Genomic DNA, 22,650 nt, shown 5'->3' with positions numbered 1-22,650 from the left:
CACCTCTCTCAGACCCAGGAGCGGACGAAGCGGGGCTCGTTTCCCTGGGCGAGCTGGGTGGGCGACGCCTGCGTCGCCTGCCGGTTGCCCGGGGGGAGTTGGTTGATGCCGAGCGCGGCGGAGAAGATGACCAGCCCGTTGAAGAACGCGATGATCCACTTTTCCGGGCCGGCGTCGGCGAACGCGGCGGTGAGGTAGGACAGCAGGAGCGCGAAGCCCAGCGCGACCCACTTGCGGGCCTTGTCGCCGCTCGGTCCGATCAGGCCGCCGATGACGTTCGTGGCGAGCAGGGTGGCGGCGCTGGCGCCGGTGAGGCTGCCCAGGGCGGCCCAGGTGAAGAGATCGTTCACGATGATCCCCCTTGTCGACGGTGTGGTGGTGCGGTCGGGTGAGGTGGTGCGGGGGGTCCGGTGGCGGGCCCGGTAGGTGCCGTGTCCTTGCTTCCGCCCCGGGAGCGGCGCAGCAGCAGGACGACCACCACGGCGACGACCAGCAGCAGCACGACCACCCCGCCGACGACCGGCAGCCAGGGGAACGAGCCACCACTGACCACGGCGGCGGCCGGGCTGGTGGCGGGGGGTGGCGGCGCTTCGGCGACGGCCCGCAGCTCGGCCGGCTTGGGCTGGTTGGCGACCACCTTCCAGCTCACCGAGCGCCCGGTGATCGTGCCGTTGGTGTCGAGCACCCGGCCGGGGAACGTCACGGATATCTCGAACGCCATCAAGGTCATGAAAGCCTGCTGGTTCCGCGGATCCTGCTCGGCCACCTTTCCGCCGTATTTCTGGGGATCAAGCGGAAGCGTGAAGCGATAGAGATCGTCGTCCCGAACAAGATTCACGCTCTCGCTCGTGAATTGCGCCAGCGGCGTTTTCCGGTACGTGATCTGAATGCCGTAGAAGGTGGCGTCCTCGTACCGGGTCTCGGTGCCGGCGGGAAGCGTGGGAATGTTCTGCCGCAGTTCGGCGAAGGCCACCGCGACGTCCGGGTTGCGCTGCTTGAGCACGGACTTCTGCGCGGTCAGCAGCAGTTGGCCGGAGATCGTGTCGTCGGGGTTCACGGTCAACCCGAGATTGAGCTGCATGCAGCCGCTCAGTGCCGCCACGAGGGCGAGACACACCGCTAGGCGAAAGGCCCGGCTGCGGCGGAGTCTCGAATTCATGCGCTCAGTGTGAGCGGTCGTGCCGGGCTCGGCAGTCAGCGATCGGCCGCCGCTCTGTCGCCGATCTTACCGGTTTCCTCTCCCATTCGGACGACCTCGGAAACGCGCCCGCTCGATATTCTGAAAGGTTGTCGCAACTCCTTTCCCGGCGCCGGCCGGTCCACGGTGATCCACCAGGTCAGGTGCCGGCGATCACTGCCGGCCGGCCCGCGAGGCCGCAGGATGGTGGGGGCGCGACAGGAAGGCGGGCGATGGCGACGGTGACCAGGGGACGGGTCGGACCGGCCGTACGCGAGGCGGCCGGGCGGCTGCGGCGCGGCTGGCTGCCGGTGGTCGAGGCGACCCTCGCCGCCACCGTCGCCTGGATGCTCGCCACCCGTCTCGTCGGTCACCCGCAACCGTTCTTCGCCCCCGCCGCCGCGCTGATCGTGCTCGGTCAGGCGCGGGGCCAGCGGATCCGCCGGGCGGTGGAGGTGGTGCTCGGCGTGGCCGCCGGCGTGCTCGTCGCCGACCTGGTGGTGCAGGCGCTCGGCCCGCGTACCACCTGGACCGTGCTCACTGTCATCCTGCTCACCGTCTCGCTGGCGGTGGCGGTCGGGGCCAGCTCGGTGACCGTGGTGCAGGCCGCCGTCTCCGCGCTCTACCTCGTGGTGGTGTCGCCGCCGACCGAGTCGCTGATCCCGTTCCGGTTCGTCGACGCGCTGATCGGCGGCGCGGTGGCGGTGGTCGCCAGTCAACTCGTCGACGCCCGCCGGCCGCTCGCCCCGCTCGTCGCCGAGTTCCGGCACACGTTCGCGGAGCTGGCCGAGGTGCTCGACGAGATCGCCGACGCGCTCGACCGCGCCGACGACACCGCCGCCCTGGCCGCGCTGGACCGGGCCCGGCACGCCGACGCCGGGGTGGAGCGGCTGCGCGACGCGGTCCAGGCCGCCGGCGAGGCGCTGCGGCTCAACGTCCGCCGCCGCCGGCACCTCGGCCGGCTGCGCTCGGTGGAGGGCTCGATCCGGCAGATCGACTACGCCGTACGCAACGTCCGCGTGCTGGCCCGGGCCGCGGTCACGTTCACCCGCGGCGCGGCGCCCGTCCCGGCCGACCTGGGCGCGACGGTACGCACGCTTGCCGACGCGGTCCGCTCGGCCGGCGACGCGCTCGCCGCCGACCTGGGCGGGCAGGAGGAGGTCGCCGACGGCCACGCCGCCCGGGTCGACGCGGCGGCGCTGGCGGCGGTGCGCGTGGCCGGGCGGCTCTTCACCGCCGGCCCGAACCTGCCGCTCGCGATGATCATCGGGCAGATCCGGGCCACCGCCATCGACCTGCTGCGCGGCGTCGGCGTGGACGACGACGCCACCGTGCTCAGCCGGGTCGACGCCGCGGTCACCGGGCCGGAGCGCTGACCCCGCTCAGGCGCTCTCCCGGGTCACGAGCGTGGACCCGAACGCGGTCTCCGGCGGGACCGGCGCCTGCGCCAGCACCGCCGACGCCGCGGCGGCGGCGATCCGGTCCACCGGATGGGTCGCGGTGGTCAGCGCCGGGCTGCTCACCGCCGCGTACGGCAGGTCGTCGAAACCGGCCACCGCCACGTCGTGCGGCACCCCCAGGCCCTGCCCGCGCAGCGCGGCGATCACCCCGAACGCGGTGGCGTCGCTCGCCGCGTAGACCCCGTCCACGTCCGGCCACCGCCGCAGCGCCTCCAGTGCCGCCGCGCCACCCCGGGCCGCGGTGAAGTCGCCCGTCACCAGCCGCACCGGCGTCCCCGCCGCGCGCATCAACTCCCGGTAGGCGGTCACCGACCGTTCCGCGCAGGTCAGCCACCGAGGGCCGGTCACCATGACGATATGGCGGCGCCCGGTGGCGTACAGGTGACGCAGCACCGCCCCGGCGCCGGCGGCGTTGTCCACGTCGAACGACGGCACCGTCGCCGAACCCCGGCCGATCGAGGCGACCCGGCCGTGCAACCGGGCCGGCACCGCGTCCAACGCCGCCTGCGTGGTGTTGACCAGGATCACCCCGTGCACGCCCCGGTCCGCGCCGAGCCGGACCAGGCCGGACGGATCGTCGAGCGGCAGCCACTCCAGCGCCACCCCGACCCCGTGCGGCGCGCACACCCGGGACGCGGCGCTCACCACCCGGTGCACGTACGGGTCGTCGAAGACCGAGTCGTCCCGGCCCACCACGGCCACCACCAGCCGCACCCCGGCGCCACGCACCAGCGCCCGGGCCGTGGGGTCCGGCACGTAGCCCAGGTGGTCGGCGGCGGCGCTCACCCGGGCGCGGGCGCCGGCCGAGGCGAAGCCGTAGCCGCCGAGCACCCGCGAGGCGGTGGCCCGGGACACCCCGGCGGCCCGGGCCACGTCGTCGAGCGTGGCCGGTCGTGCGGTCGGCGTACCCATGTGAAGCATCATGCCCGGTCCGGGCCGTGCGAGGTAAGGCGTGGGCGCGCTTGTGGTGATAGCGCTCTCAGGTGTGCGATGGTCGTCGGGAACCATTCGGGGAAGGGACGACCGCACCGTGAGCGACACCCTCGACGCGCCGGCCGCGCCACGGCCACCGGCGCCGCGGCCGGTGCTGGCCGCCCGCACCGGCGTCGCCGTCGTCTTCGCCCTCAACGGGCTCGCGGTGGCGAGCTGGTTCTCCCGGGTGCCGGCGGTCCGGGAGGCGCTCGACCTCAGCCCGGGCCGGCTCGGCCTGCTGCTGCTCTGCATGTCGGCGGGCGCGCTGCTGGCCATGCCCGCCGCCGGCCTGGTCACCCAGCGGCTCGGCCCGGCCCGCACGGTGGTCGTGGCGACCGTGCTGGTCGCGCTCGGCATGACCGTCGCCGGCCTGGCCACCGGGCTGGCCGGCTGGGTGGTCGGCGTCGGGCTCGGCATCGCCGCGTTCGGCTTCGGCTCCGGCCTGTGCGACGTGGCGATGAACGTCGAGGGCGCGGCGGTGGAGAAGCGGCTCGGGCGCACCATCATGCCCCGGTTCCACGCCGCCTGGAGTCTCGGCTCGGTCGCCGGGGCGGGGCTCGGCGCCGGCGCCGCCAAGCTCGGCGTACCCATCCAGGTGCACCTGCCGGTCCTGGCGGTGCTGATCCTGACCGGCACGCTGCTCGGCGCCCGGTCGTTCCTGTCCGCGCCGGCCGAGACGGGCGACGCGGGTGAGCCGGCGGCCCGGCGGCGGGCGCTGCTGGCCGCCTGGCGGGAGCCGCGCACCCTGCTGGTCGGCCTGCTGGTGCTGGTCATGGCGTTCACCGAGGGCAGCGCCAACGACTGGCTGGCGGTGGCGTTCGTGGACGGGTACGGCGTCGACGAGGCGGTCGGCGCCGCCGTGTTCGGCGTGTTCGTGGTCGGGATGACGCTGGGCCGCACCGCCGGCACGGTCGCCATCGACCGCTGGGGTCGGGTGCCGGTGTTGTTCGGCACCATCGGCATCGCCGTCGCCGGCACCGCCCTGACCGTGCTCGCCGGCTCCGGCCCGCTCGCCGTGGCCGGCGTGGCGCTGTGGGGGATCGGCGCGTCGCTCGGGTTCCCGGTCGGGATGAGCGCCGCCGCCGACGACGAGGACAGGGCCGCCGCCCGGGTCAGCGTGGTCGCGGTGATCGGCTACACCGCGTTCCTCGCCGGGCCGCCGCTGCTGGGCTTCCTCGGCGACCACTTCGGCGTGTTGAACGCGCTCGGCCTGGTGCCGCTGCTCCTGCTGCCCACACTCGCGCTGGTGCCGGTGCTCCGCCCGCCCGCGGGCGCGGAGCCGTCCGCCCGCTGAGCGGGGCCCAGCCGACTCCCACGATCCTCCCAGCCGCCTGCCAGGCGGGCGTGCTGCACTGGGACTCCGACGGCGAGGAGAGGAGGCGGGCATGCGTTGGTTCAGCCGACGGGCCGCCGACCCGACGACCCCGACGAAGCTCGACCGCGAGGCGAACCGGGAGGACCTGGCGCAACTGGAGGCGTTCGTGACCAGCCGGCGCGGCGTCGAGTTCTACCTGGAACCGGAGACCACCGCCACCGACACCACGGTGGTCGCCATCGCCCACGACGGCGAGTGGATCCGCCGCCGCACCGGCTCGCCCCGGGTCGCCGGCACGATCGCCAGGCGACACGCGGTGCCGCTCTACGAGGCGGCGCGCACCGGCTACCCGGAGCGGATGCGGGCGTGGAACCGGGCGCACCCGGAACGCCGTAAACGCTGACCGCCGCGCTCAGTCGCCGAGCGCGGCGCGGGCCTGGTCCCGGCGCAGCGGCTCGTCGTGTGCGGAGACGTACCACTCGACGTGGTCGGAGAGCAGGCTGCGGGCCAGCGCCAGGTCCGGCCCGTCGGTGGGCGTGCGTTCGTGCAGCGGGGGCGGGTACCAGCAGTCGCCGAGCAGCAGCACCCGGGAGTCCGGCACCAGCACCACCGTCGAGTCCGGGGCGTGCCGGCCACCGACGTGCCGCAGCACCACGCCGGTCGGCAGCATCAGCTCGTCGGTGAACGTGCGGGTCGGCGGCAGCACCGCGAAGTCGTCCCAGTCGTCCACCGCGAGCGCCCGGGCCCGGTGGCTGGGCCCGAGCCGGGGCTCGGCGCGTACCCCCTCCCGCAGGTGCCGGTGGCTCCACGGGCGGGCCGCCTCGGCACGCAGCGGCTCGACGCCGGCCTCGTGGCCGACGATCTCCACGTCCGGCCAGGCGGCGGCGCCCCACACGTGGTCCCAGTGGTGGTGGGTGTAGACCAGCCAGCGCGGCTCCGGCAGCCGGGCCGCGGCGATCCCGGCGCGGATCTCCCGGGCGTGTGCCGGACTGTGGCCGGCGTCGACGAGCACGCTGCCCCGGTCGTCGGCCACGACCGCCACGGCGGGTCGGATCGCGCCGGGGTCGGGGTCGCCGGGGGCCAACCAGACCCGGTCGGCCAGGTGGCGCAGCTCCATGGCGGGATCCTCTCGCAGCTCCGCCGGATGCTATCGCCGTCCCGCGCGGCCGGCTGCCCCGTCAACCGCCGGCCGCGGTGGCCAGCGCGTACCCGACGAAGGCCGCGCCGAGCCCCGCGACCACGCTGACCAGCACATTCGCGTACGCGTGCAGGCGCGGGCCGGTGCGGGCCAGCGTCAGCGTCTCGTAGCTCAGCGTGGACCAGGTGGTCAGCGCGCCGCAGAAACCGGTGCCGACCAGCGCGGTGACGGCCGGATCGGCCGGCACCGCGAGCACCGCGCCGAGCAGCAGCGAACCGGCCACGTTGACGGTGAGCGTGCCCCACGGGAACGCCGAGTCGTGCCGGGCCTGCACCGCCCGGTCGGTGAGGTAGCGCAGCGGGGCGCCGAGCGCCGCGCCGAGCGCGACCAGCAGGACGGTCACCGGGCCGCCCCCCGCCGCGCGGCCAGCAGCCGGCCGGTCACCACGTCCCCGGCGGCGACCGCCAGCAACGCGCCGAGCACGGTCGCCGCCAGGTAGGCGAGCCCGGTGCCCGGTGCGTCATCGGTCACCAGGCGCTGCGCGTCGACCACGTACGCGGAGAACGTGGTGAACCCGCCGAGCAGCCCGACGCCGAGGAACGGCCGCGCCAGCGGGCCGGCCGGCCGGGCGGCGAGCACCGCCATCAGCACGCCGATCAGCAGGCAACCGGTGACGTTGACGCCGAACGTGGCCCACGGGAAGCCGGTGGGCGTCCGCGGCACGACGGCCTGCGCGCCGGCGCGGGCCAGCGCGCCGAGCGCGCCGCCGGCGGCGATCACGCCGAGCACCGCCGCCGGGTGCGCGGCCAGCTCCGCCCGGTCGGCGGGTACGCGGAGATCGACGTCGGGGTCGACGCGGGACTCGGGGGGTCGTGCCACGGTGCCTCCCACCAGGACGGGCATCACTGGCAGGGACCGTTGGCGATGTCGCGGTTCTCCCGGCGTGCCCCGGGACGGCGGGCCCCACCGCCGGTCTCATCCGAGCATAACCCCGCCCCGTCCGCGCCGCCCGCGGCGGGCCCCGGCGACCTGCGGAACGGCGCTGACCTGGCAGGACCCCCGGTACGGGCGTACGGTGATCGGCATCCCGCCCGGCGCGGCGGCGTCGGGCCCGTCGCGCAGGAGGCACCCGTGCAGGACCGCACCCCTCGGCCGGACGAGCTGGATCCCGTCGAGCGGATCGGCGTGGACGAGCTGCGCGCCCTGCAACGGGACCGGTTACGCCGGTCGCTGCGGCACGCGTACGACCACGTGCCGCACTACCGTCGCGCGTTCGACGCCGCCGGCGCGCACCCCGACGACGTACGCGACCTGGCCGACCTGGCCCGCTTCCCGTTCAACGCCAAGGCCGAGCTGCGGGAGAACTACCCGTTCGGCATGTTCGCCGTGCCCCGCGAGCGGATCGCCCGGCTGCACGCCTCCTCCGGCACCACCGGCCGCCCCACCGTGGTCGGCTACACCCGCGCCGACCTGGACACCTGGGCGACACTGATGGCCCGGTCGATCCGGGCGGCCGGCGGCCGGCGCGGCGACCGGGTGCACGTCGCGTACGGCTACGGGCTGTTCACCGGCGGGCTCGGCGCGCACTACGGCGCCGAGGAACTGGGCTGCACCGTGATCCCGGTGTCCGGCGGCATGACCGAGCGCCAGGTCATGCTGATCCGCGACCTCGAACCGGAGGTCATCATGGTCACCCCCAGCTACATGCTGGCCATCGTGGACGAGATGGAACGCCAGGGCGTCGACCCGCGCGCCACCTCGCTGCGGGTGGGCGTCTTCGGCGCCGAGCCGTGGACCGAGGACATGCGCCGGGAGTTGGAACAGCGGCTGGACATGCACGCGCTGGACATCTACGGGCTGTCCGAGGTGATGGGTCCCGGCGTGGCCGTCGAGTGTGTGGAGACCAAGGACGGCCTGCACCTGTGGGAGGACCACTTCTACCCGGAGATCATCGACCCGGTCACCGGCGCGGTGCTGCCCGACGGCGAGCGGGGCGAGCTGGTGCTGACCTCGCTCACCAAGGAGGCCACGCCGGTGGTCCGCTACCGCACCCGGGACCTCACCCGGCTGTTGCCCGGCACGGCCCGTCCGATGCGGCGGATCGAGAAGATCACCGGACGCACCGACGACATGATGATCGTCCGGGGAGTGAACGTGTTCCCGACCCAGATCGAGGAGCTGATCCTGCGTACCCCCGCCCTGTCGCCGCACTTCCAGTGCGTGCTCGACCGGCAGGGGCGGCTGGACACACTCACCGTCCAGGTGGAGCGGCGGGCCGGCGCCGCCGTGGCCGACGCCGAACGGGCCGGCGCGGCGCTGGTCGAGCAGGTCAAGAACACCATCGGGGTCTCGGTGGCGGTCCGGGTGATCGAGCCGGACGGGGTGGAGCGCTCGATGGGCAAGATGCGTCGCATCGTCGACAAGCGGCGGGAGCGCTGAGATGGCGGCGGACGACGGCCGCACCGCGGCGCACGACATGTTCGACGCCGGCCGCACCGCGGCGCACGACATGTTCGACGCCGACGTCGCCTCGAAAGGGCTCGGCATCGAGCTCGTCTCGGCCGGCGGCGGCGCGGCGGTGGCCCGGATGCGGGTCACCCCGGCCATGCTCAACGGGCACGCGATCGGCCACGGTGGCTACGTGTTCCTGCTCGCCGACACCGCGTTCGCGCTTGCGTGCAACAGTCACGGACCGGTCACCGTGGCCGCCGGCGGCGAGATCAGCTTCCTGCGCCCGGTGCGCGAGGGTGACGTGCTGGAGGCGTACGCCACCGAGCGGGTCCGGCACGGCCGCAGCGGCATCTACGACGTGACCGTCCGGCGCGGCGACGAGGTGGTGGCCGAGTTCCGCGGGCGCAGCCGGGTGGTTAAGGAGGGGGCCCCGCTTAACGCCTCCGGTAGAGGAGGGGCCCCCGCTTAACACCCGTGCCCGCCGGGGCGCGCGCCCACGCGGCCCGCCGGGGCGGACACCCGTGCCCGCGGGGGCGCGCGCCCACGCGGGTCGGAGCGGCCCCGTGCCCGCTCCGACCCGGACCCGGCCGCTCAGGCGGCGACGCCGAGCGGGGTGACGGGTGGCGTGGCGGCCACCCGTCGGCTCCGGCGCACCCGTTCGGGCGGGCCGGTCGTCCACCCGAGCGTCGCCGGGACACGCGGCATGACCCCGGCCCGGACGCCCGGCCCGGTGGCGGGCGCGTCCCGTCCGGTCGCGGCCGTCCGTGGGGGACCGGCCCGGGCGATGCCGGAACCGGCGTACCCAGGTCGTTCGGGCAGCGTCCCGGTCGCGTCGGACCCGTCCGACCGGGACGGCGGGACGGGCGCCGGTCGGGCCCCTCCACCCGACCGGTGCGACCGTCCCGCCCCGAGCGGGCAGATCACCCGCTCGTCGGCGTCCGGCGCGGGGACACCGATCCCGGCGCCCGCCGCGGCCGGAGGGCGCGCGGCGGGAGCATCAGCCGGCTGTCCGGCCGACCGTCGAACCACGAGGGGGCCCGCCCACTCGGGGACCCCGTTGCCGGCTCTGACACCTGGCCGGACGCTCGTGCCCGCTCCGACGCCGGCACCTGCGCCGCCGCCAGCCCCCCGACCGATGCCGCCGCCGGCTCCCGGACCGATGCCGCCGCCGGCCTCCGGACCGGTGCCGGCTCCCGGACCGATGCCGATGCCCGGCCCCGCCGCCCCGCCTGGCCCGGCGGCCCGGTCGGTCACACCGGAACCCGTCCCGGCGCCTGGCCGGACGTTCGTGCCCGGTCCGGCGTTCGCGCCCGGACCGGCGTTGGCACGTGCCCTGGTGTCGGCACCCCGGCGGACGAGTGCGCCAGGTCCGGCGTTGACGCCGGTGCGGGCCACGGCGCGGACATCGACGCGGTCGGGGCGGATCGCCGGGACCGGCCCAACGCCGCTGAGCCGGCGGGCGAAGTCCGCCCGTACCGCGCGGGTCAGCCGGTGGGCGGCCACCTGGATCACCACCGGCTCGGCGATGGTCCAGTCCGGCGCTTCCGGTCCACCCGTACCCGCGCCGGCTGCCCGGTCGGCGCGGCGGAGCAGGCCGGTCGCGGCCAGGGCGCGCAGCGCCGGCCCGGACCGTCCGGCCGGCCAGCCGAGCATCCGTTCGACCGTGCCGGCGGCGAGCGTGCCGCCGAGCGCGGCGCCGGCCATCAGCACCGCGCGCTGCGTACCGTCCAACCGGTCCAGCCGGGCGTCCACCCGCCGGCGTACCGGGGCGGGGACCCCGGCCGGCTCGTCCGCGGGGTCGGCCGTCGCGTACGCGGCGGCGACGGCCGGGTTGCCGCCGACCAGCGGCAGCAGCCGGGCGGCGAGCGCGGCGGGCCGGCCGGCCCGGTCGAGCAGGTGCCGCAACAGGCGTCCGGTGTCCCGTGCGCCGAGCGGCGGCAGCCACACCCGGCGGCGACCGCCCGGGGCGGGCCCCGGGTCGGCCCAGCCGGCGCCGTGGGTGACGACCACCGCGAGTGCCAGCCGCCGGTCGCCGGCCGCGACCTGCAACTGGCGTAGGAACCGGCGCAGCGCCGGCGCGGCCCGGTCCAGGTCGTCCACGGCCACCACGAGCGGGTTGCCCGCGGCGCGGTCGAGCAGCAGCTCACGGCAGGCCGTGGCGGCCCGGGCCCCGGCCGCCGCGTCGTGCGGCGCGGCGAGGAACGCGGCAAGCGCGGCGCCGCCCACCGCCGTGCCGGACAGCGGACGTACGGTGGCTGCCCGGCCGGTCGGGTCCGGTGCGAGCAGCGCGCGCACCAGGTCGGCGACTGGCGCGAGGTCCCCGTCTGGGTACGGCGGGCAGTGCGCCACGCACCAGCGCACCGTCGCGCCGTCCACCGTGGGCACGGCGCGGGCCAGCTCGTGCAGGAGCCGACTGCGACCGCTGCCCGGCGGCCCGGTCAGCGAGATCCACCGTGGTCGGCGTTCCCGCAGCGCACGGGTCACCTCGTCGGCCGCGCCGGCCAGTTCCCGCCGCCGGCCGACGAGCGGCTCGTGGTGCCGGGCCGGCTGGCGCCGGGACACCCCGGTGACCCGCCACACGTCGAGTGGCACCGCCTTGCCGGCGATCGTCACGGTCGCGAGTCGACGCTGTTCCACGAGCCCGGCGACCGCCCGCCGGGTGCTCGGGCAGACCACCACCCCGCCGGGTGGCGCGTACGCCTGGAGCCGGGCGGCGGTGGTGATGACCGCGCCGCTCGCCGCGCCGTGGCCGCCGTCGCGGGCGCCGACGAGGTCGACGAGCACCTCGCCGGTCGCCACGCCGACCCGGACCCGCAGCCGGGCCTCGTCCGGCGTCCGCCGGTCCAGCGCCGCCTGGATCTCGAGTCCGGCCCGGACCGCCCGGTACGCGTCGAAGCCGTCGCAGTCGTGCGCGCCGAACAGCGCCATCACCGCGTCGCCCACGTATTTCTCCACCACGCCCCGCCACCGGCGCAGCACTCCGGACACGGTGCCGAAGTAGACCCGTTGCAGCGTCCGGACGTCCTCCGGGTCGAGTCGTTCCACCAGGCCGGTCGAGCCGACGATGTCGACGAAGAGCACGGTGACGGTGCGGCGTTCCTCCGGCACCGGCCAGCGCGCCGCGGTGACGGCTTCCCGACTCCCCACGGGCGTGGTGATCAACATCGCACCCACCCTTTCCCTGGTCCGGTGCCCGACGACCTCCGGACACTGTCACCACCGGGTCCTCGGGGGATCGGTAGGACGACGTATGTCGACCACGCGCAACCGTTAGTCGTGTTGTCGACGCGAGAGGTACGAGTGGAGCCATAAGGCCGTAGAACGGTCCGGGACCCTGTGACTAGGCTGCGTTCCATGGCCAGCGACGTGGACACCGCACCGCTCGTCGGCCGGGCCGGGACCGTGGCGACGTTGCGGTCGGCGCTGCTCGACGGCGTCGCGCCCGGGCACACCGCGGCGGTGTTCCTCACCGGCGAGAGCGGGGTGGGCAAGACCCGGCTGCTCGCCGAGGTCGGGGACCGGTTGCGGCAGGCCGGCGCGCTGGTGCTCACCGGCACCTGTCTCGACATCGGCGACGCCTCGCCGCTGCACCCGGTGCGTCAGGCGTTGCGTCGGCTCGACGCCGACCAGTCCGAGGCGCGCACCACCTCGGCGGTCCGTGGCCTGCTCCAGGTCTTCGACGAGGAGAATCCCGGTCCGGACGGTGCCGGCGCGCTGCTGGAACGCGTCGCCCAGGGCCTGCACCTGGTGGCCGGCGGTCGGCCGCTGGTGCTCGTCCTCGACGATCTGCAGTGGGTCGACCGGAGCACCCGCCAACTCCTGCTCTATCTGCTCGCCGGCCTGGGCGACCTGCAACTGTCGGTGCTCGCCGCGATCCGCGCCGAGGCGCTGCGGGGCGCGCACCCGCTGCGCCGGGTGCTCACCGAGCTGCGCCGGTTGCGCTCGGTCCGGGTGGTCGACCTGCTGCCGCTGGACCGGGCCGGCACGGACGAACTGGCCGCCGCGATCGCCGGCGCGCCCCTGCCCCAGGACGCCGCCGACCTGCTGTGGCAGCGCAGCGGCGGCAACCCGTTCGTGGTGGAGGAGCTGGCCCGTGACCGGCGCGACGGCCGCGACGGTCTCTCCGACACGCTGCGCGAGGTCTTCCTGGACCGGGTCGACGCGCTGCCCCAGCCGGCGCACGCGGTGGTGCAGGCGGTCGCCGCGGGCGTCGAGCCGGTCGAGCACTGGCTGCTGGGCCAGGTGGTGCGGTTGCCCGAGGACGAGCTGCTCGACGCGGTGCGCGAGGCGGTGGCGCACCGCCTGCTGGTCGGCGCCGACGAGGGCTACCGGCTGCGGCACCGGCTGGTCGCCGAGATCCTCGCCGGTGAGCTGCTGCCCGCCGAGCGGGCCGCGCTGCACCGCCGCTACGCCGAGGCGCTCACCGCCGTACCGGCCGAGCTGCACCAGGCCCGGCTGGCCCACCACTGGCGGCAGGCCGGCGAGCCGGCCCGGGCGCTGCCGGCGGCGATGGCCGCCGCCCGCGAGGCGGAACGACTGCACGGGTACGCCGAGGCGCACCGCCACTGGTCCGCCGCGCTGACCCTGGCGGCCACCCCGCCGCCGGTGCCGTCGGACGGCAGCCGACCCGAGCCGGTCGAGGTGGACCGCGCCGAGCTGCTCAGCAACGCCGCCGAGGCCGCGCACCACAGTGGCGAGCACGCCCGGGCGCTGAGCCTGCTGGCGGAGCTGTCCGCCGAGCCGACCGGCCCGCCGGCCTGCGCGCTGCACATCCGGCGGGCCCGCTACCTGGCCGCCGCCGGCCGCTCCGCCCCGGCGGAGGAGGAATACCGGCGGGTGCTCGACTCGGCCGACTGCACCCCGCGCGAGCGGTGCACGGCCGCGGCCCGGCTGGCCGAGCTGCTGCTGCACCTGGGCCGCTACGCCGAGGCCGGCGACCAGGCCCGGGAGGCACTCGACCTGGCCGCCGGGGTGCCCGGCTCCACCTCGGAGGTGGTGCTCGCCAGCGCCGCGCTGGGCTTCAGCGAGGCGTTCCTGGAGGACCCGACCGCCGGGCTGGCGGTGATGCGGCGGGCCCTGGACACCGCCGAGCGTTCCGGCCGGCCGGAGGACGTGGCCTGCGCCTACCTGCACCTGGCCGAGTTGCTCACCGGGCCGCTCAACATCTGCGAGGAGGGGGTGGTGGTGGCCCGCCGGGGCGCCGAGCGCGTCGCCGAGCTGGGGCTCGGCCGCACCTGGGAGACGCGGCTGCTGGCGGTGGCGACGAACGGGCTGTTCCGGGTGGGGCAGTGGGCGGAGGCGGAGAAGGTCGTCGCCGCCGCGCTGCGGCACCGCCCGTCCGGCGCGGACGCGGTCGAGCTGCTGCTGGCCCGCTGCCGGCTCTCCGTCGGGTACGGCGACGTCGAGGCCAGCGACCGCGACCTGGAGGCCGTCGCCACGGTGCTGGCCGGCGGCGGGGCCCGGCACGTGCTGCCGATGCTCATCCTGCGCGCCGGGCTGGCGATGTGGCAGGGCCGGCACGACCTGGCCCGGCAGGCCGTCCAGCGGGGCCTGACCGAGAGCCGCTCCGACGACGTCATCGTGCTGGCCACGCTGGCCTGGCACGGGTTGCGCGCGGAGGCCGAGGCGGCGGCCAGCCGTACGGTCGAGGTGGATCCGACGGCGGTGCGCCGGCTGCGCGAGGTGGTCGACCGGGTGGCCGGCAAGAGCGAGAAGGCGGGCGCGCCGGTGCGGTACGTCGCCGACGGTTTCCTGGCGCTGTGCGCCGCCGAGCTGAGCCGGCTGGACGACGGCCGGGGCGATCCGGAGCTGTGGGGTCGCTCCGCCACCGAGTGGGACCGGCGTCACCATCCGTACCCGGCGGCGTACTCCCGCCTGCGGCAGGCCGAGGCGCTGCTGGCCCGGCGTAGCCGGGTGGCCACCGCCGGCAAGCTGCTGCGCCAGGCGCACGCGATGGCGCTGTCGCTCGGCGCGGTGCCGTTGAGCGCGGAGATCCGTACGCTGGCCGGCCGGGCCCGGATCACCCTGGAGGACGCGCCGACCCTCGCGCCGGTGCCCCGGCAGCGGGTGGCGGCGCCGGCCGTGCCGGCGGTGGACGAGTTGGCGGACCTGACCGCGCGGGAGCGGGAGGTGCTCGCCGCGGTGGCCGAGGGGCTGACGAACAAGGAGATCGGCCAGCGGCTGTTCATCAGCGAGCGGACCATCGGCGTGCACGTGTCGCACATCTTCGACAAGCTCCACGTCCGCACCCGGGTGCAGGCCAGCGCCATCTTCCTGCGTAACCGGCCGGTATAGACGTACGTCGGCAATACGTCGTTCTACTGATCCGACGCGTGTCCGGCGGCTGGCAGGCTGTCCGACGGAATCGGGTGGCGTCGTGGGGGCGCCGACCATCGTGGAGGAGAGATGACCGAACCGGTCTGGGGTCCCGTGCACCAGGACATCGTCGGGCTGCTCGCCGACCACCCCGCCGACGTGCCGGCGGTCGTCGACCATCTCACCAAGTTGCAGGACCTGCTGGTCCGGCTCCCGCCATTGGAGGCGAGCTGCCCGCTTGCCGACTTCAACCGGCTCTATCTGGTCATCACCAGCACCGTGCTCGACGGCCTCTACGAGGACCGGTTCGTGGACCCGGCGTTCCTGGCCCGGCTCGACGTGGAGTTCGCCGCCCGCTACTTCGAGGCGTTGCGGTTCTGGACCGACGCCAGCCCGAGCACGCCGCGAGCCTGGTCGTGCCTGTTCAAGCGGATGCGCGGCCCGGACGCCCGGCCGCTGCCGTCGGCCGCCGCCGGGGTGAACGCGCACATCAACTACGACCTGCCGTTCGCGTTGGTGACCACGCTGGAGAGCCTGGAGTCCGAGCCGGTCGACGGCAGCGACCAGCACCGCGACTACCTGGAGATCAACAAGATCTTCGCCGAGCGGATCCCGGACCTGCGCCGCGGCTACCTGGACCACTGGCAACTCATGATCGACATGGTGAACGGCGACATTGACGACTGGTACCAGGGCGAGCTGGTGGAATACACCCGCAACGTGGCCTGGCGCAACGCGCAGAAGATCTGGCACTGCCGCCACGACCCGCACGCCCGCGAGTGTGAGCGGACGCGGCTGGACGACAACGCCGCGCTGCTCGGCCGGCTGTTGCTGTCGCCCCTCGGGGCGTTCCTGCAATAGCCGGGACGGGGGGTCCCCGCGTCCCGCCGTCCGGGCGCGGGACGCGGGGACGCCGTCCGACTCGTTCCCTTCCCCGATCCGGCATTCCGGCGGGACGTGACCCGGGCACCGCCTACCGTCGGGTCATGGCGCAGGCACGGGACGGGGAGCGGCCCCGGCGTACGCGGGACCGGCGCCGCGAGGCGCACGACGCCGCCGCGGCCCGAGCCGGCCACCACGCCGAGCCCGGCGAACGGGCCGGCCTGGTCCCCGGCGCCCTGCCGGAGCGGGTCGACACGCCGGCCCGGCCCACCGCTCCGGCCGACCGGCTGCACCGTTGGCTGTTCCAGCACCGGGTCGAGCCGGTCGGCCCGGAGATACGGGAACACCAGTCCCGGGCCCATCCCTGGTGGCAGGTGATGTGCCTGACCGGCGTCGACTACTTCTCCACCCTGTCCTACCTGCCCGGCATCGCGGCGGTCGCGGCCGGCGCGCTCAGCCCGCTGGCCACGCTGCTGATCGTGGCGCTGACCCTGTTCGGGATGCTGCCGATGTATCGGCGGGTGGCCCGGGAGAGCCCGCACGGGCAGGGCTCGGTGGCCATGCTGGAGCGGCTGCTGCCGTTCTGGCGCGGCAAGATATTCGTGCTGGTGCTGCTCGGCTTCGTGGCCACCTCGTGGATCATCACGATCACGCTCTCCGCCGCCGACGCCACCGTGCACCTGCTGGAGAACCCGGTCCTGCCCGCGTCGTTCCCGCACGGCGCCACCGCCGCGGTGCTGGTGACCGTGGTGTTGCTGCTGGTCCTCGGCGGCGTGTTCCTGCTCGGGTTCAGCGAGGCCGTGCAGGTCGCCATCCCGCTCGTGGTGGTCTTCCTCGGGTTGAACGCGGTGGTGGTGGTCGCGGGTCTCACCGAGATCGCCGCGGCGCCCGGGCTGCTCGCCGACTGGAGCGGCCGGCTGACCCGGGTCGGCGGCGCCGGGGACGTGCTGGCCACAAGCGTGCTCGCCTTCCCGTTGCTGGTGCTGGGCCTGTCCGGCTTCGAGACCGGGGTGAGCATGATGCCGTTGGTGCGGGGTGACGGCGCGGACCCGGAGCGCCGGCTGGCCGCCCGGATCCGCAGCACCCGGCGGCTGCTCACCACGGCCGCCCTGATCATGTCGGTGTACCTGGTCACCACCACGTTCGTCACCACCGTGCTGATCCCGCCGGCCGCCTTCGCCCCGGGCGGGGCCGCCAACGGCCGGGCGCTGGCATACCTCGCGCACCGGCACCTGGGCGAGGCGTTCGGCACCGTCTACGACCTCAGCAGCGTGCTCATCCTCTGGTTCGCCGGCGCCTCGGCGATGGCCGGGCTGATCAACATCGTGCCGCGCTACCTGCCCTCGTACGGGATGGCGCCGGAGTGGGGACGGGCGGTCCGCCCGGTCGTGCTCGTCTACACCGCGATCAGCATCGCGATCACCGTCGCGTTCTCCGCCGACGTGAACGCCCAGGCCGGCGCCTACGCCACCGGCATCCTGGCGATGATGGTCTCCGGCGCGATCGCGGTGACCATCTCCGCGCTGCGCGGCCGGCACCGGGCCGCCGCGACCGGATTCGCGGTGCTCACCGCCGTGCTGTTGTACGCGCTGGCGGAGAACGTCGTGGCGAAACCCGACGGCATCACCATCTCCGGGTTCTTCATCGCCGGGATCATCGCGGTCTCGCTGATCTCCCGGGTGACCCGGACCACCGAGCTGCGCGCCGAGCGGATCGAGTTCGACGGGGCGGCCCGGCGGTTCGTCGACGAGTCCGTCGCCCGGGACGGGCGGCTGCACCTGATCGCCAACAAGCGGCAGCGCGGATCGGTGAAGGAGTACCGGGTCAAGGAGCGGGCGCAGCGGTCGATGAATCCGGTGCCCGGCGCCGCCGACGTGATCTTCCTGGAGATCGACGTGAGCGACCCGTCGCAGTTCAGCCAGGTGTTGCGGGTGCACGGGGTGGAGGTCGGCGGACACCGCATCCTGCGTGCCGGCAGCCCGGCCGCGCCGAACGCGATCGCGGCGATCCTGCTCGCGCTGCGCGACGCCACCGGGGTGCGCCCGCACTGCCACTTCGAGTGGTCGGAGGGCAACCCGATCGCGCACCTGCTGCGCTACCTGATCCTGGGGCGCGGCGACACCCCGCCGGTGGTCCGCGAGATCATCCGCAAGTCCGAGCCCGACCGCACCCGTAGGCCGGGCATTCACGTCGGTGGTTGAGGTGTAAGGAGGGGGCCCCGGTTAACGCGTTCGGTAGAGGAGGGGGCCCTTCTTAACACCGCACGCCTAAAACCCAGCCTCCTAGGATGGCCAAGGGGTGGTGACGGTGGGTACCAGGGACACGAACCGGCCCGCGCCCGCCGAGATGGGCGGGCGCGGGCCGGGGGGAGTGCGGTTGAGGCGGCCTACTTGGACGGCTCGGGAAGCTTGCAGTCGATCTTCGGGTTGGCGCCGATGTAGTTCAGCGGGCCGGCCACGATGGTGACCAGGATCGTGCCGGCCTCCGCGCAGTTCGTCTCGTCGTTGCCGTAGTAGCCGCGCTGCCCGGCGGCGATGGCGCCGATGATGAGCCAGATGACGACCAGGACGCCGAGTATCGAGGTGCCGCGCATCAGTTGCCTCCACTGGGGTTGTGGTGGATTCGAGGTGCAGGGCATGTACCCCGCGGGGGTTGTCCGCCAAACGGGCGCCCCCGCCCCGTGCGGCCGATTCCGATTACCGGTGTCGTGGTTCAATGCGGCGGCGCCGGTTCCTCCGGCGGGCGGCCACGGCTGCGCCGGTGGTCGGCGACGGCCACCCCGGCCAGCACCAGCAGAGCGCCGCCGGCGGCGTACACCGGGGCGAGGAACGCCAGCGCCGGCGCGATGGCGAGCAGTGCCAGGACGCCGCCCGGGCGCGACCACGACACCCGGCTGAACACCTCGTACTCGAAGGCGGCCCGACCGGCCAGGAACAGTGCCGGGCCCCCGAGGATGACCGCCAACCAGGCCGGCGGGGTCCGCCCGGTCGGTTCCAGCAGCACCAGGTCGAAGCCGGCCGCCGTGGTCACCACGCCGGCCACCATCAGCAGATGGGTGTACGGGGCGGTGTTCAGGAACCGGCTCGGTTGGTTGGACCGCGCGATGGCGTCCGGCAGCAGCTCCCCGGACCGGTGCACGTAGATGCGCCAGAGCAGCAGCGTGACGCCGAACGAGATGGTGAACGCGGCGATGTTCTCCACCTCGGAGTGATACCGGCTGAACACGGTGCCGGAGACCAGCACGGCGTCGCCGAGCGCGATGATGAAGAACTGCTGGTAACGCTCGGACAGATGCTCGGCGGTCACGTTGCGCTGGGCGTCCGGCACCGCGCCGAGGCCGGGCACCGGATACGCCAGCCGGAAGCCCAGGTAGTCGACGGCCAGCGCCGCCGCCCAGAACCACATCCGGGCGATACCGTGCGCGGCGAGCGCCCCGACGAGCCACGGCACCGCCGACACCGCGAACCAGACGAAGACCCGGATGGCTCGGCGGCGGGTCTGCGGCTCGCGATGAACCGCCGGCATGAGGAACAGCCCGCGTCCGAGATGGATCGCGACGTACGTGCCGGCGAAGATCAGCCCACGCGCGCCGAACGCCTCCGGGATGGCGGTGGTCATCAGCAGCGCGCCGAACATCGCCGCCACCACCAGCAGCTTGATCTCGGCGCGCTGCGGATCGTAGAGGTCGGTGACCAGGGTGGTGATCGCCCAGGTCCACCAGATGGCCATCAGCATGATCAGCGACTGCGCGGCCCGTTCCCAACCGACCGCGCCCACCAGGTAACGCGAGATCAGGGCGAGCGCCACCACGTACACCAGGTCGAAGAAGAGTTCCAGCAGCGTCACCCGGCGCGACGCCTCGGGATCGCGGACCGGCGGTCGCCGGCCGGCGGGCTCCGGCATCGCGGTGGGCACGGGCTGCTCCTGCGGTGGCGGGATTCGGGCCGCCCCACCCCCTCACCGACCGTAACGATGCCCGTCCGCGCCCGTCGGCTTTCCGGCATTCCGCCGCGCCCGGCCCGCGGGGCCGCGCGGCGTCCGCGTCGCCCGGACGACACCCGACGACCCGACGAGGTACGCGGCGGGCGGCGTCTCCGGTTCAGGGAGGTGGCAGGCCGGGCCGCCGCTCCGGTGTGCCTGGCCGCCGGTGCGGCGCGGTTTGCGGGGGCGCGCAGCCGGGGGAGACGCGCCGGGCCGGTGGCGACCCGGGTCGCCACCGGCCCGGAGGCGGGTGTGGGTTGCTCGGCGCTGGCTACTCGGCGCTGGTCGGGAGCACGCGGTCGGCCTCGGACCGGGCACCGGCCAGCACCCTCGCCTGCTGCGGCCAGCTGGCCAGGCCGGGCGCGGCGCGCAGGCCGGCGGCCTTCACGGTCTCGCGCAGCGTGGCCTCGTCCATCTCGGCCAGTTGGTGGTAGGTGCGGATGCCGGCCTCCTGGAGGGCGGCGGCGAGCTTCGGCCCGACGCCCTGGATGCGGCGGAAGTCGTCCGGCGCGTCGTTCTCGGCCGAGGCGCGGGGCGCCGGCACGATCGGCGCGGCGGCCGGCTCGACGGCGACCGGTGCGGGTTCCGCGATCGCGGCGACCGGCGCCGGTTCCGCGGCCACCGGCGACTGCGCCGGCTCGTCGACGACAGGTGCGGACGCGGCGTCCGCGGCAGCCGGCTCCGGTTCCGCGATGGCGGCGGGCTCCGGCGTGGCGGGCGTCGGCTCGCCGGCGGCGCCGGCCAGATCCGCGGTCGCCTCGGTCCGGCTCGGCTCCGCCGGAACCGGCTCGTCCACCGCGACCGTGTCCGCCGGGACCGTGTCCGCCGGGACCGGGTCCGGGGTGGTGGCGAGCATCGGCTCAGCGTCGGCCCCGGTGGCGAGCGTCGGCTCCGGGCCGGCCGCGGTGGCGGGCGCCGGCTCGGGTTCGGCGGTGACGACGATCGGCTCAGCGTCGGTCCCGGTGGCGAGGGCCGGCTCGGCGTCGGTGGTCGGGGCGGCGTCAGCGGTGGTCGGGGCCGACTGGTCGGTGACGGCGGCCGGGGCCGGCGTCTCGTCGACCACCGCGGCCGGCTGCGGTTCGTCGACGGTGGCGGTCACCGCGGGGGCCGCAGCGGCGGCACCGTCCACAGTGGGACTGGTGTCGCGGGCGCCGGCGCGGCGTCCGCTCACCACCCAACCGACACCCAGTCCGATGAGCAGGGCCAGGATCAAGAGCAGCCACTGCCCGAAGCTCGACGGCATGGCCAACCTCCTTCTATGTACGCGCACAACGGTCACGAGAAAGCTCGGGGCAGCTTCGCACACGTGCGCGCGGCGCGACAGGCAGGTCGGCGGTGGCGCGGCGGCGGTGGGACGGACCGTGTCGGCCGGTGTCCGGAGGATGACCGTGGGTGGGGGAGGGCACCCCGGGACCTGGTGCCGTGCGCGGTCCCGGGGTGCCCCGTCGGTGGCCCGGTCCCGTGTCAGCGGATCCGGTCGGGCGCGGGGGTGTCGGCGGAGTCCCAGCTGTAGAAGCAGCCGGCCACGGCGTCCCGGGGGGAGTGCCAGGTCGGCAGGTACGGCGAGGTGTGCGCGGACAGCCGTTCGTTGACGCTCTCGTAGAGCGGGTGGTCGCGCAGCTCGGCCGGGTCGGGGACGACGTCGACGGTCTCCATCAGGTGGACGCACAGGTCGTGCAGGTAGTAGAGCGACCGGTGCCGGATGCCGGTGAGCCGGGGCAGCTCGGTCGCGTCGGACTCGGCGAAGATCTGCGCCACCCGGCCCTGCGCTCCGGGCGCGATCCGGCTGACCACCAACAGTCGACTCATCGGAACCCCTTCCGCCGCGCTGCTGCCGCGTCGACCCCGGCCGGACGGCGGCTGTCGTCGTGTGTCCACCGTGCCGGCGCGGGTGTCACCTCGCCGTCACGGCGTACCCCTGGGCATTGATGGTGGCGGTGACGGCCGTGCCCCGCCGCGCGGGCGGGGGGTGGCGGCGGGCCGTGCGGGGGGTGGCGGCGGGTCCGGGCGGCTGGCCCGCCGGATCGGCGCGAGCGTGTCGTCGAGCAGCGCCGTCATGGCCGGGGACGGTTCCAGGCGCAGTTCGCGCAGGAGCAGGTCCCGGTAGACGTAGAACGAGTGGACCGCCTCGAACGCGTTGCCCTCGGCGAGGTGGATGCGGACGACCAGGCGGTGCGGTGTCTCGCGCAGCGGCTCGGCGGCCATCGCCTCCAGCGCGGCTTCGAGCGCCTCGCCGTGGCGGCCGGCGGCGAGGTGGTTGCCGGCGAGTTCTTCGAGCATGTGCAGGCGTAGCTGGCGCAGCCGTTCCCGTTCCAGCAGGACCCAGTCCTCGTACCAGCCGGGGAGCAGGTCGTGCCGGCCGGCGCCGGTGGCGCCGCGGGGGGCCGCGCCGGCGCGGACCCGGGTGACGGTCTCGACCAGCTCGTCGGTGTCGAGGTGGACGGTGGGGCCGAGGCGGATGGTGTCGCCGTCGGTCCGTAACGGGCAGCACGGGTCCTGGCGGAGTCGCCACAGCGCGGTACGCAGGGAGGAGAGCGCCCGTTCCTCGGAGGTCTCGGGCCAGAGCAGGCCGGCGAGGTGACTGCGGGTGGCGGCCGGGCGCAGTCCGATGAGCGCGATGACCCGTTGCAGGCCGCGGGGCACGACCACCGGCACGTCGTCGTGCAGCAGTTGGAAACCGCCGAGCAGGCGCAGCGCCACCCGGGGGGCGGGATGTCCCGCCGTCGGCATTCCCGCTCCCTTGGACACGGCGCACCCCCCTACGCCTCCGCCACGCCTCGCCGGACCTGTGCCGCGGTCGGGCCTACCGGAACGGAGAATATCAACGCATGTTACTCTCAGTCAACGGCCGATGACACCGTTGGTCTTCCGTAGCGGACTCGTAAGTCGCCTGTGATCTGCGAATAAGTGTCGTCAATGGGCAGACGTAAGTGGATCTTCGCATAGCTCACGCACAGTT

The 22,650-nt window shown here is 75.0% G+C and carries 20 protein-coding genes; 8 read left to right on the top strand and 12 right to left on the bottom strand.

Going from position 1 to position 22,650, the window contains the following annotated elements; genetic code table 11:
• Window positions 1-8: 8 nt before the first annotated feature.
• A complete protein-coding gene (locus O7613_RS11485; protein ID WP_281588887.1) occupies window positions 9-350 on the bottom strand; it encodes a hypothetical protein in 342 nt (113 codons plus the stop codon).
• Window positions 347-1,081, bottom strand: a complete 735-nt coding sequence (locus tag O7613_RS11480; RefSeq protein ID WP_282293755.1) for a DUF3153 domain-containing protein — start codon at window positions 1,079-1,081, stop codon at window positions 347-349. Before O7613_RS11480 ends, O7613_RS11485 begins: the two co-directional genes overlap by 4 nt.
• A 329-nt stretch (window positions 1,082-1,410) precedes the next feature.
• Here O7613_RS11480 and O7613_RS11475 point away from each other — a divergent pair, with 329 nt between their 5' ends.
• The gene (locus O7613_RS11475; RefSeq protein ID WP_282293753.1) at window positions 1,411-2,553 is read left to right on the top strand and encodes an FUSC family protein; all 1,143 of its coding nucleotides are present in this window, start codon (window positions 1,411-1,413) and stop codon (window positions 2,551-2,553) included.
• A 6-nt stretch (window positions 2,554-2,559) separates the two neighbouring features.
• Here O7613_RS11475 and O7613_RS11470 read toward each other — a convergent pair whose 3' ends face one another.
• Entirely contained in the window at window positions 2,560-3,549 is a 990-nt protein-coding gene (locus O7613_RS11470; protein ID WP_281588893.1) for a LacI family DNA-binding transcriptional regulator, read from the bottom strand.
• Window positions 3,550-3,667: 118 nt separating this feature from the next.
• Between O7613_RS11470 and O7613_RS11465 the strand changes: the two genes are divergently transcribed.
• Complete coding sequence (locus O7613_RS11465) at window positions 3,668-4,903, top strand: MFS transporter (RefSeq protein WP_282293751.1); 1,236 nt, start codon at window positions 3,668-3,670, stop codon at window positions 4,901-4,903.
• Between the two features lie 91 nt (window positions 4,904-4,994).
• The gene (locus O7613_RS11460; protein ID WP_281588896.1) at window positions 4,995-5,327 is read left to right on the top strand and encodes a hypothetical protein; all 333 of its coding nucleotides are present in this window, start codon (window positions 4,995-4,997) and stop codon (window positions 5,325-5,327) included.
• Between the two features lie 9 nt (window positions 5,328-5,336).
• On the opposite strand, the gene O7613_RS11455 is transcribed toward O7613_RS11460, so the two are convergent.
• The 3 genes from O7613_RS11455 to O7613_RS11445 all read right to left on the bottom strand — a co-directional run bounded on the left by O7613_RS11455 (window position 5,337) and on the right by O7613_RS11445 (window position 6,965).
• A complete protein-coding gene (locus O7613_RS11455) occupies window positions 5,337-6,041 on the bottom strand; it encodes an MBL fold metallo-hydrolase (RefSeq protein WP_281588897.1) in 705 nt (234 codons plus the stop codon).
• Window positions 6,042-6,102: 61 nt separating this feature from the next.
• Window positions 6,103-6,465: a fluoride efflux transporter CrcB gene (gene crcB / locus O7613_RS11450; protein ID WP_282293750.1), complete on the bottom strand. Its 363-nt coding sequence runs from the start codon at window positions 6,463-6,465 to the stop codon at window positions 6,103-6,105.
• Window positions 6,462-6,965, bottom strand: a complete 504-nt coding sequence (locus tag O7613_RS11445) for a CrcB family protein (RefSeq protein ID WP_282293748.1) — start codon at window positions 6,963-6,965, stop codon at window positions 6,462-6,464. The genes crcB and O7613_RS11445 overlap by 4 nt, the downstream gene beginning before the upstream one ends.
• 228 nt (window positions 6,966-7,193) lie before the next feature.
• Between O7613_RS11445 and paaK the strand changes: the two genes are divergently transcribed.
• Both paaK and paaI read left to right on the top strand, forming a co-directional pair.
• A complete protein-coding gene (gene paaK, locus O7613_RS11440; RefSeq protein WP_282293745.1) occupies window positions 7,194-8,501 on the top strand; it encodes a phenylacetate--CoA ligase PaaK in 1,308 nt (435 codons plus the stop codon).
• A gap of 1 nt (window position 8,502) precedes the next feature.
• Window positions 8,503-8,982, top strand: a complete 480-nt coding sequence (paaI, locus tag O7613_RS11435) for a hydroxyphenylacetyl-CoA thioesterase PaaI (RefSeq protein ID WP_282293743.1) — start codon at window positions 8,503-8,505, stop codon at window positions 8,980-8,982.
• Window positions 8,983-9,104: 122 nt separating this feature from the next.
• Here paaI and O7613_RS11430 read toward each other — a convergent pair whose 3' ends face one another.
• Window positions 9,105-11,678 carry an adenylate/guanylate cyclase domain-containing protein gene (locus O7613_RS11430; protein WP_282293741.1) on the bottom strand — a complete coding sequence of 858 codons (2,574 nt, stop codon included), beginning with the start codon at window positions 11,676-11,678 and terminating at the stop codon, window positions 9,105-9,107.
• A 189-nt stretch (window positions 11,679-11,867) separates the two neighbouring features.
• Here O7613_RS11430 and O7613_RS11425 point away from each other — a divergent pair, with 189 nt between their 5' ends.
• The 3 genes from O7613_RS11425 to O7613_RS11415 all read left to right on the top strand — a co-directional run bounded on the left by O7613_RS11425 (window position 11,868) and on the right by O7613_RS11415 (window position 17,911).
• A complete protein-coding gene (locus O7613_RS11425) occupies window positions 11,868-14,807 on the top strand; it encodes a helix-turn-helix transcriptional regulator (RefSeq protein ID WP_282293740.1) in 2,940 nt (979 codons plus the stop codon).
• Window positions 14,808-14,918: 111 nt separating this feature from the next.
• Window positions 14,919-15,689, top strand: coding sequence for a DUF5995 family protein (locus O7613_RS11420; protein ID WP_281588910.1), 771 nt, complete (start codon window positions 14,919-14,921; stop codon window positions 15,687-15,689).
• Between the two features lie 125 nt (window positions 15,690-15,814).
• The gene (locus O7613_RS11415) at window positions 15,815-17,911 is read left to right on the top strand and encodes an amino acid transporter (RefSeq protein ID WP_282293737.1); all 2,097 of its coding nucleotides are present in this window, start codon (window positions 15,815-15,817) and stop codon (window positions 17,909-17,911) included.
• A gap of 185 nt (window positions 17,912-18,096) precedes the next feature.
• Here the strand turns inward: O7613_RS11415 and O7613_RS11410 are convergent, their stop codons facing one another.
• The 5 genes from O7613_RS11410 to O7613_RS11390 all read right to left on the bottom strand — a co-directional run bounded on the left by O7613_RS11410 (window position 18,097) and on the right by O7613_RS11390 (window position 22,439).
• Window positions 18,097-18,303 (bottom strand): hypothetical protein, encoded by a 207-nt coding sequence (locus tag O7613_RS11410; RefSeq protein WP_281588914.1) that lies wholly within the window; start codon window positions 18,301-18,303, stop codon window positions 18,097-18,099.
• A gap of 119 nt (window positions 18,304-18,422) precedes the next feature.
• The gene (locus O7613_RS11405) at window positions 18,423-19,625 is read right to left on the bottom strand and encodes a low temperature requirement protein A (protein WP_282293735.1); all 1,203 of its coding nucleotides are present in this window, start codon (window positions 19,623-19,625) and stop codon (window positions 18,423-18,425) included.
• Window positions 19,626-19,962: 337 nt separating this feature from the next.
• On the bottom strand, window positions 19,963-20,934 hold the full coding sequence (locus O7613_RS11400) for a helix-hairpin-helix domain-containing protein (RefSeq protein WP_282293731.1): 972 nt from the start codon (window positions 20,932-20,934) through the stop codon (window positions 19,963-19,965).
• Window positions 20,935-21,155: 221 nt separating this feature from the next.
• Entirely contained in the window at window positions 21,156-21,500 is a 345-nt protein-coding gene (locus O7613_RS11395) for a TcmI family type II polyketide cyclase (protein ID WP_281588918.1), read from the bottom strand.
• Window positions 21,501-21,596: 96 nt separating this feature from the next.
• The gene (locus O7613_RS11390) at window positions 21,597-22,439 is read right to left on the bottom strand and encodes a BTAD domain-containing putative transcriptional regulator (protein ID WP_281588920.1); all 843 of its coding nucleotides are present in this window, start codon (window positions 22,437-22,439) and stop codon (window positions 21,597-21,599) included.
• Between the last annotated feature and the right edge of the window lie 211 nt (window positions 22,440-22,650).

The sequence above is a fragment of the Micromonospora sp. WMMD975 genome, assembly GCF_029581215.1.
GTDB lineage: Bacteria > Actinomycetota > Actinomycetes > Mycobacteriales > Micromonosporaceae > Micromonospora.
This window is presented reverse-complemented; position numbering and strand designations above follow the sequence as displayed.

Excerpts from the sequence above, each read along its gene's own strand:
- O7613_RS11445 (WP_282293748.1), bottom strand. The coding sequence starts at position 6,965 with ATGCCCGTCCTGGTGGGAGGCACCGTGGCACGACCCCCCGAGTCCCGC.
- O7613_RS11470 (WP_281588893.1), bottom strand. The coding sequence starts at position 3,549 with ATGGGTACGCCGACCGCACGACCGGCCACGCTCGACGACGTGGCCCGG.
- O7613_RS11410 (WP_281588914.1), bottom strand. The coding sequence starts at position 18,303 with ATGCGCGGCACCTCGATACTCGGCGTCCTGGTCGTCATCTGGCTCATC.
- O7613_RS11480 (WP_282293755.1), bottom strand. The coding sequence starts at position 1,081 with ATGCAGCTCAATCTCGGGTTGACCGTGAACCCCGACGACACGATCTCC.
- O7613_RS11415 (WP_282293737.1), top strand. The coding sequence starts at position 15,815 with ATGGCGCAGGCACGGGACGGGGAGCGGCCCCGGCGTACGCGGGACCGG.
- O7613_RS11420 (WP_281588910.1), top strand. The coding sequence starts at position 14,919 with ATGACCGAACCGGTCTGGGGTCCCGTGCACCAGGACATCGTCGGGCTG.
- O7613_RS11425 (WP_282293740.1), top strand. The coding sequence starts at position 11,868 with ATGGCCAGCGACGTGGACACCGCACCGCTCGTCGGCCGGGCCGGGACC.
- O7613_RS11430 (WP_282293741.1), bottom strand. The coding sequence starts at position 11,678 with ATGTTGATCACCACGCCCGTGGGGAGTCGGGAAGCCGTCACCGCGGCG.
- O7613_RS11460 (WP_281588896.1), top strand. The coding sequence starts at position 4,995 with ATGCGTTGGTTCAGCCGACGGGCCGCCGACCCGACGACCCCGACGAAG.
- O7613_RS11455 (WP_281588897.1), bottom strand. The coding sequence starts at position 6,041 with ATGGAGCTGCGCCACCTGGCCGACCGGGTCTGGTTGGCCCCCGGCGAC.
- O7613_RS11400 (WP_282293731.1), bottom strand. The coding sequence starts at position 20,934 with ATGCCGTCGAGCTTCGGGCAGTGGCTGCTCTTGATCCTGGCCCTGCTC.
- O7613_RS11395 (WP_281588918.1), bottom strand. The coding sequence starts at position 21,500 with ATGAGTCGACTGTTGGTGGTCAGCCGGATCGCGCCCGGAGCGCAGGGC.
- paaI (WP_282293743.1), top strand. The coding sequence starts at position 8,503 with ATGGCGGCGGACGACGGCCGCACCGCGGCGCACGACATGTTCGACGCC.
- O7613_RS11475 (WP_282293753.1), top strand. The coding sequence starts at position 1,411 with ATGGCGACGGTGACCAGGGGACGGGTCGGACCGGCCGTACGCGAGGCG.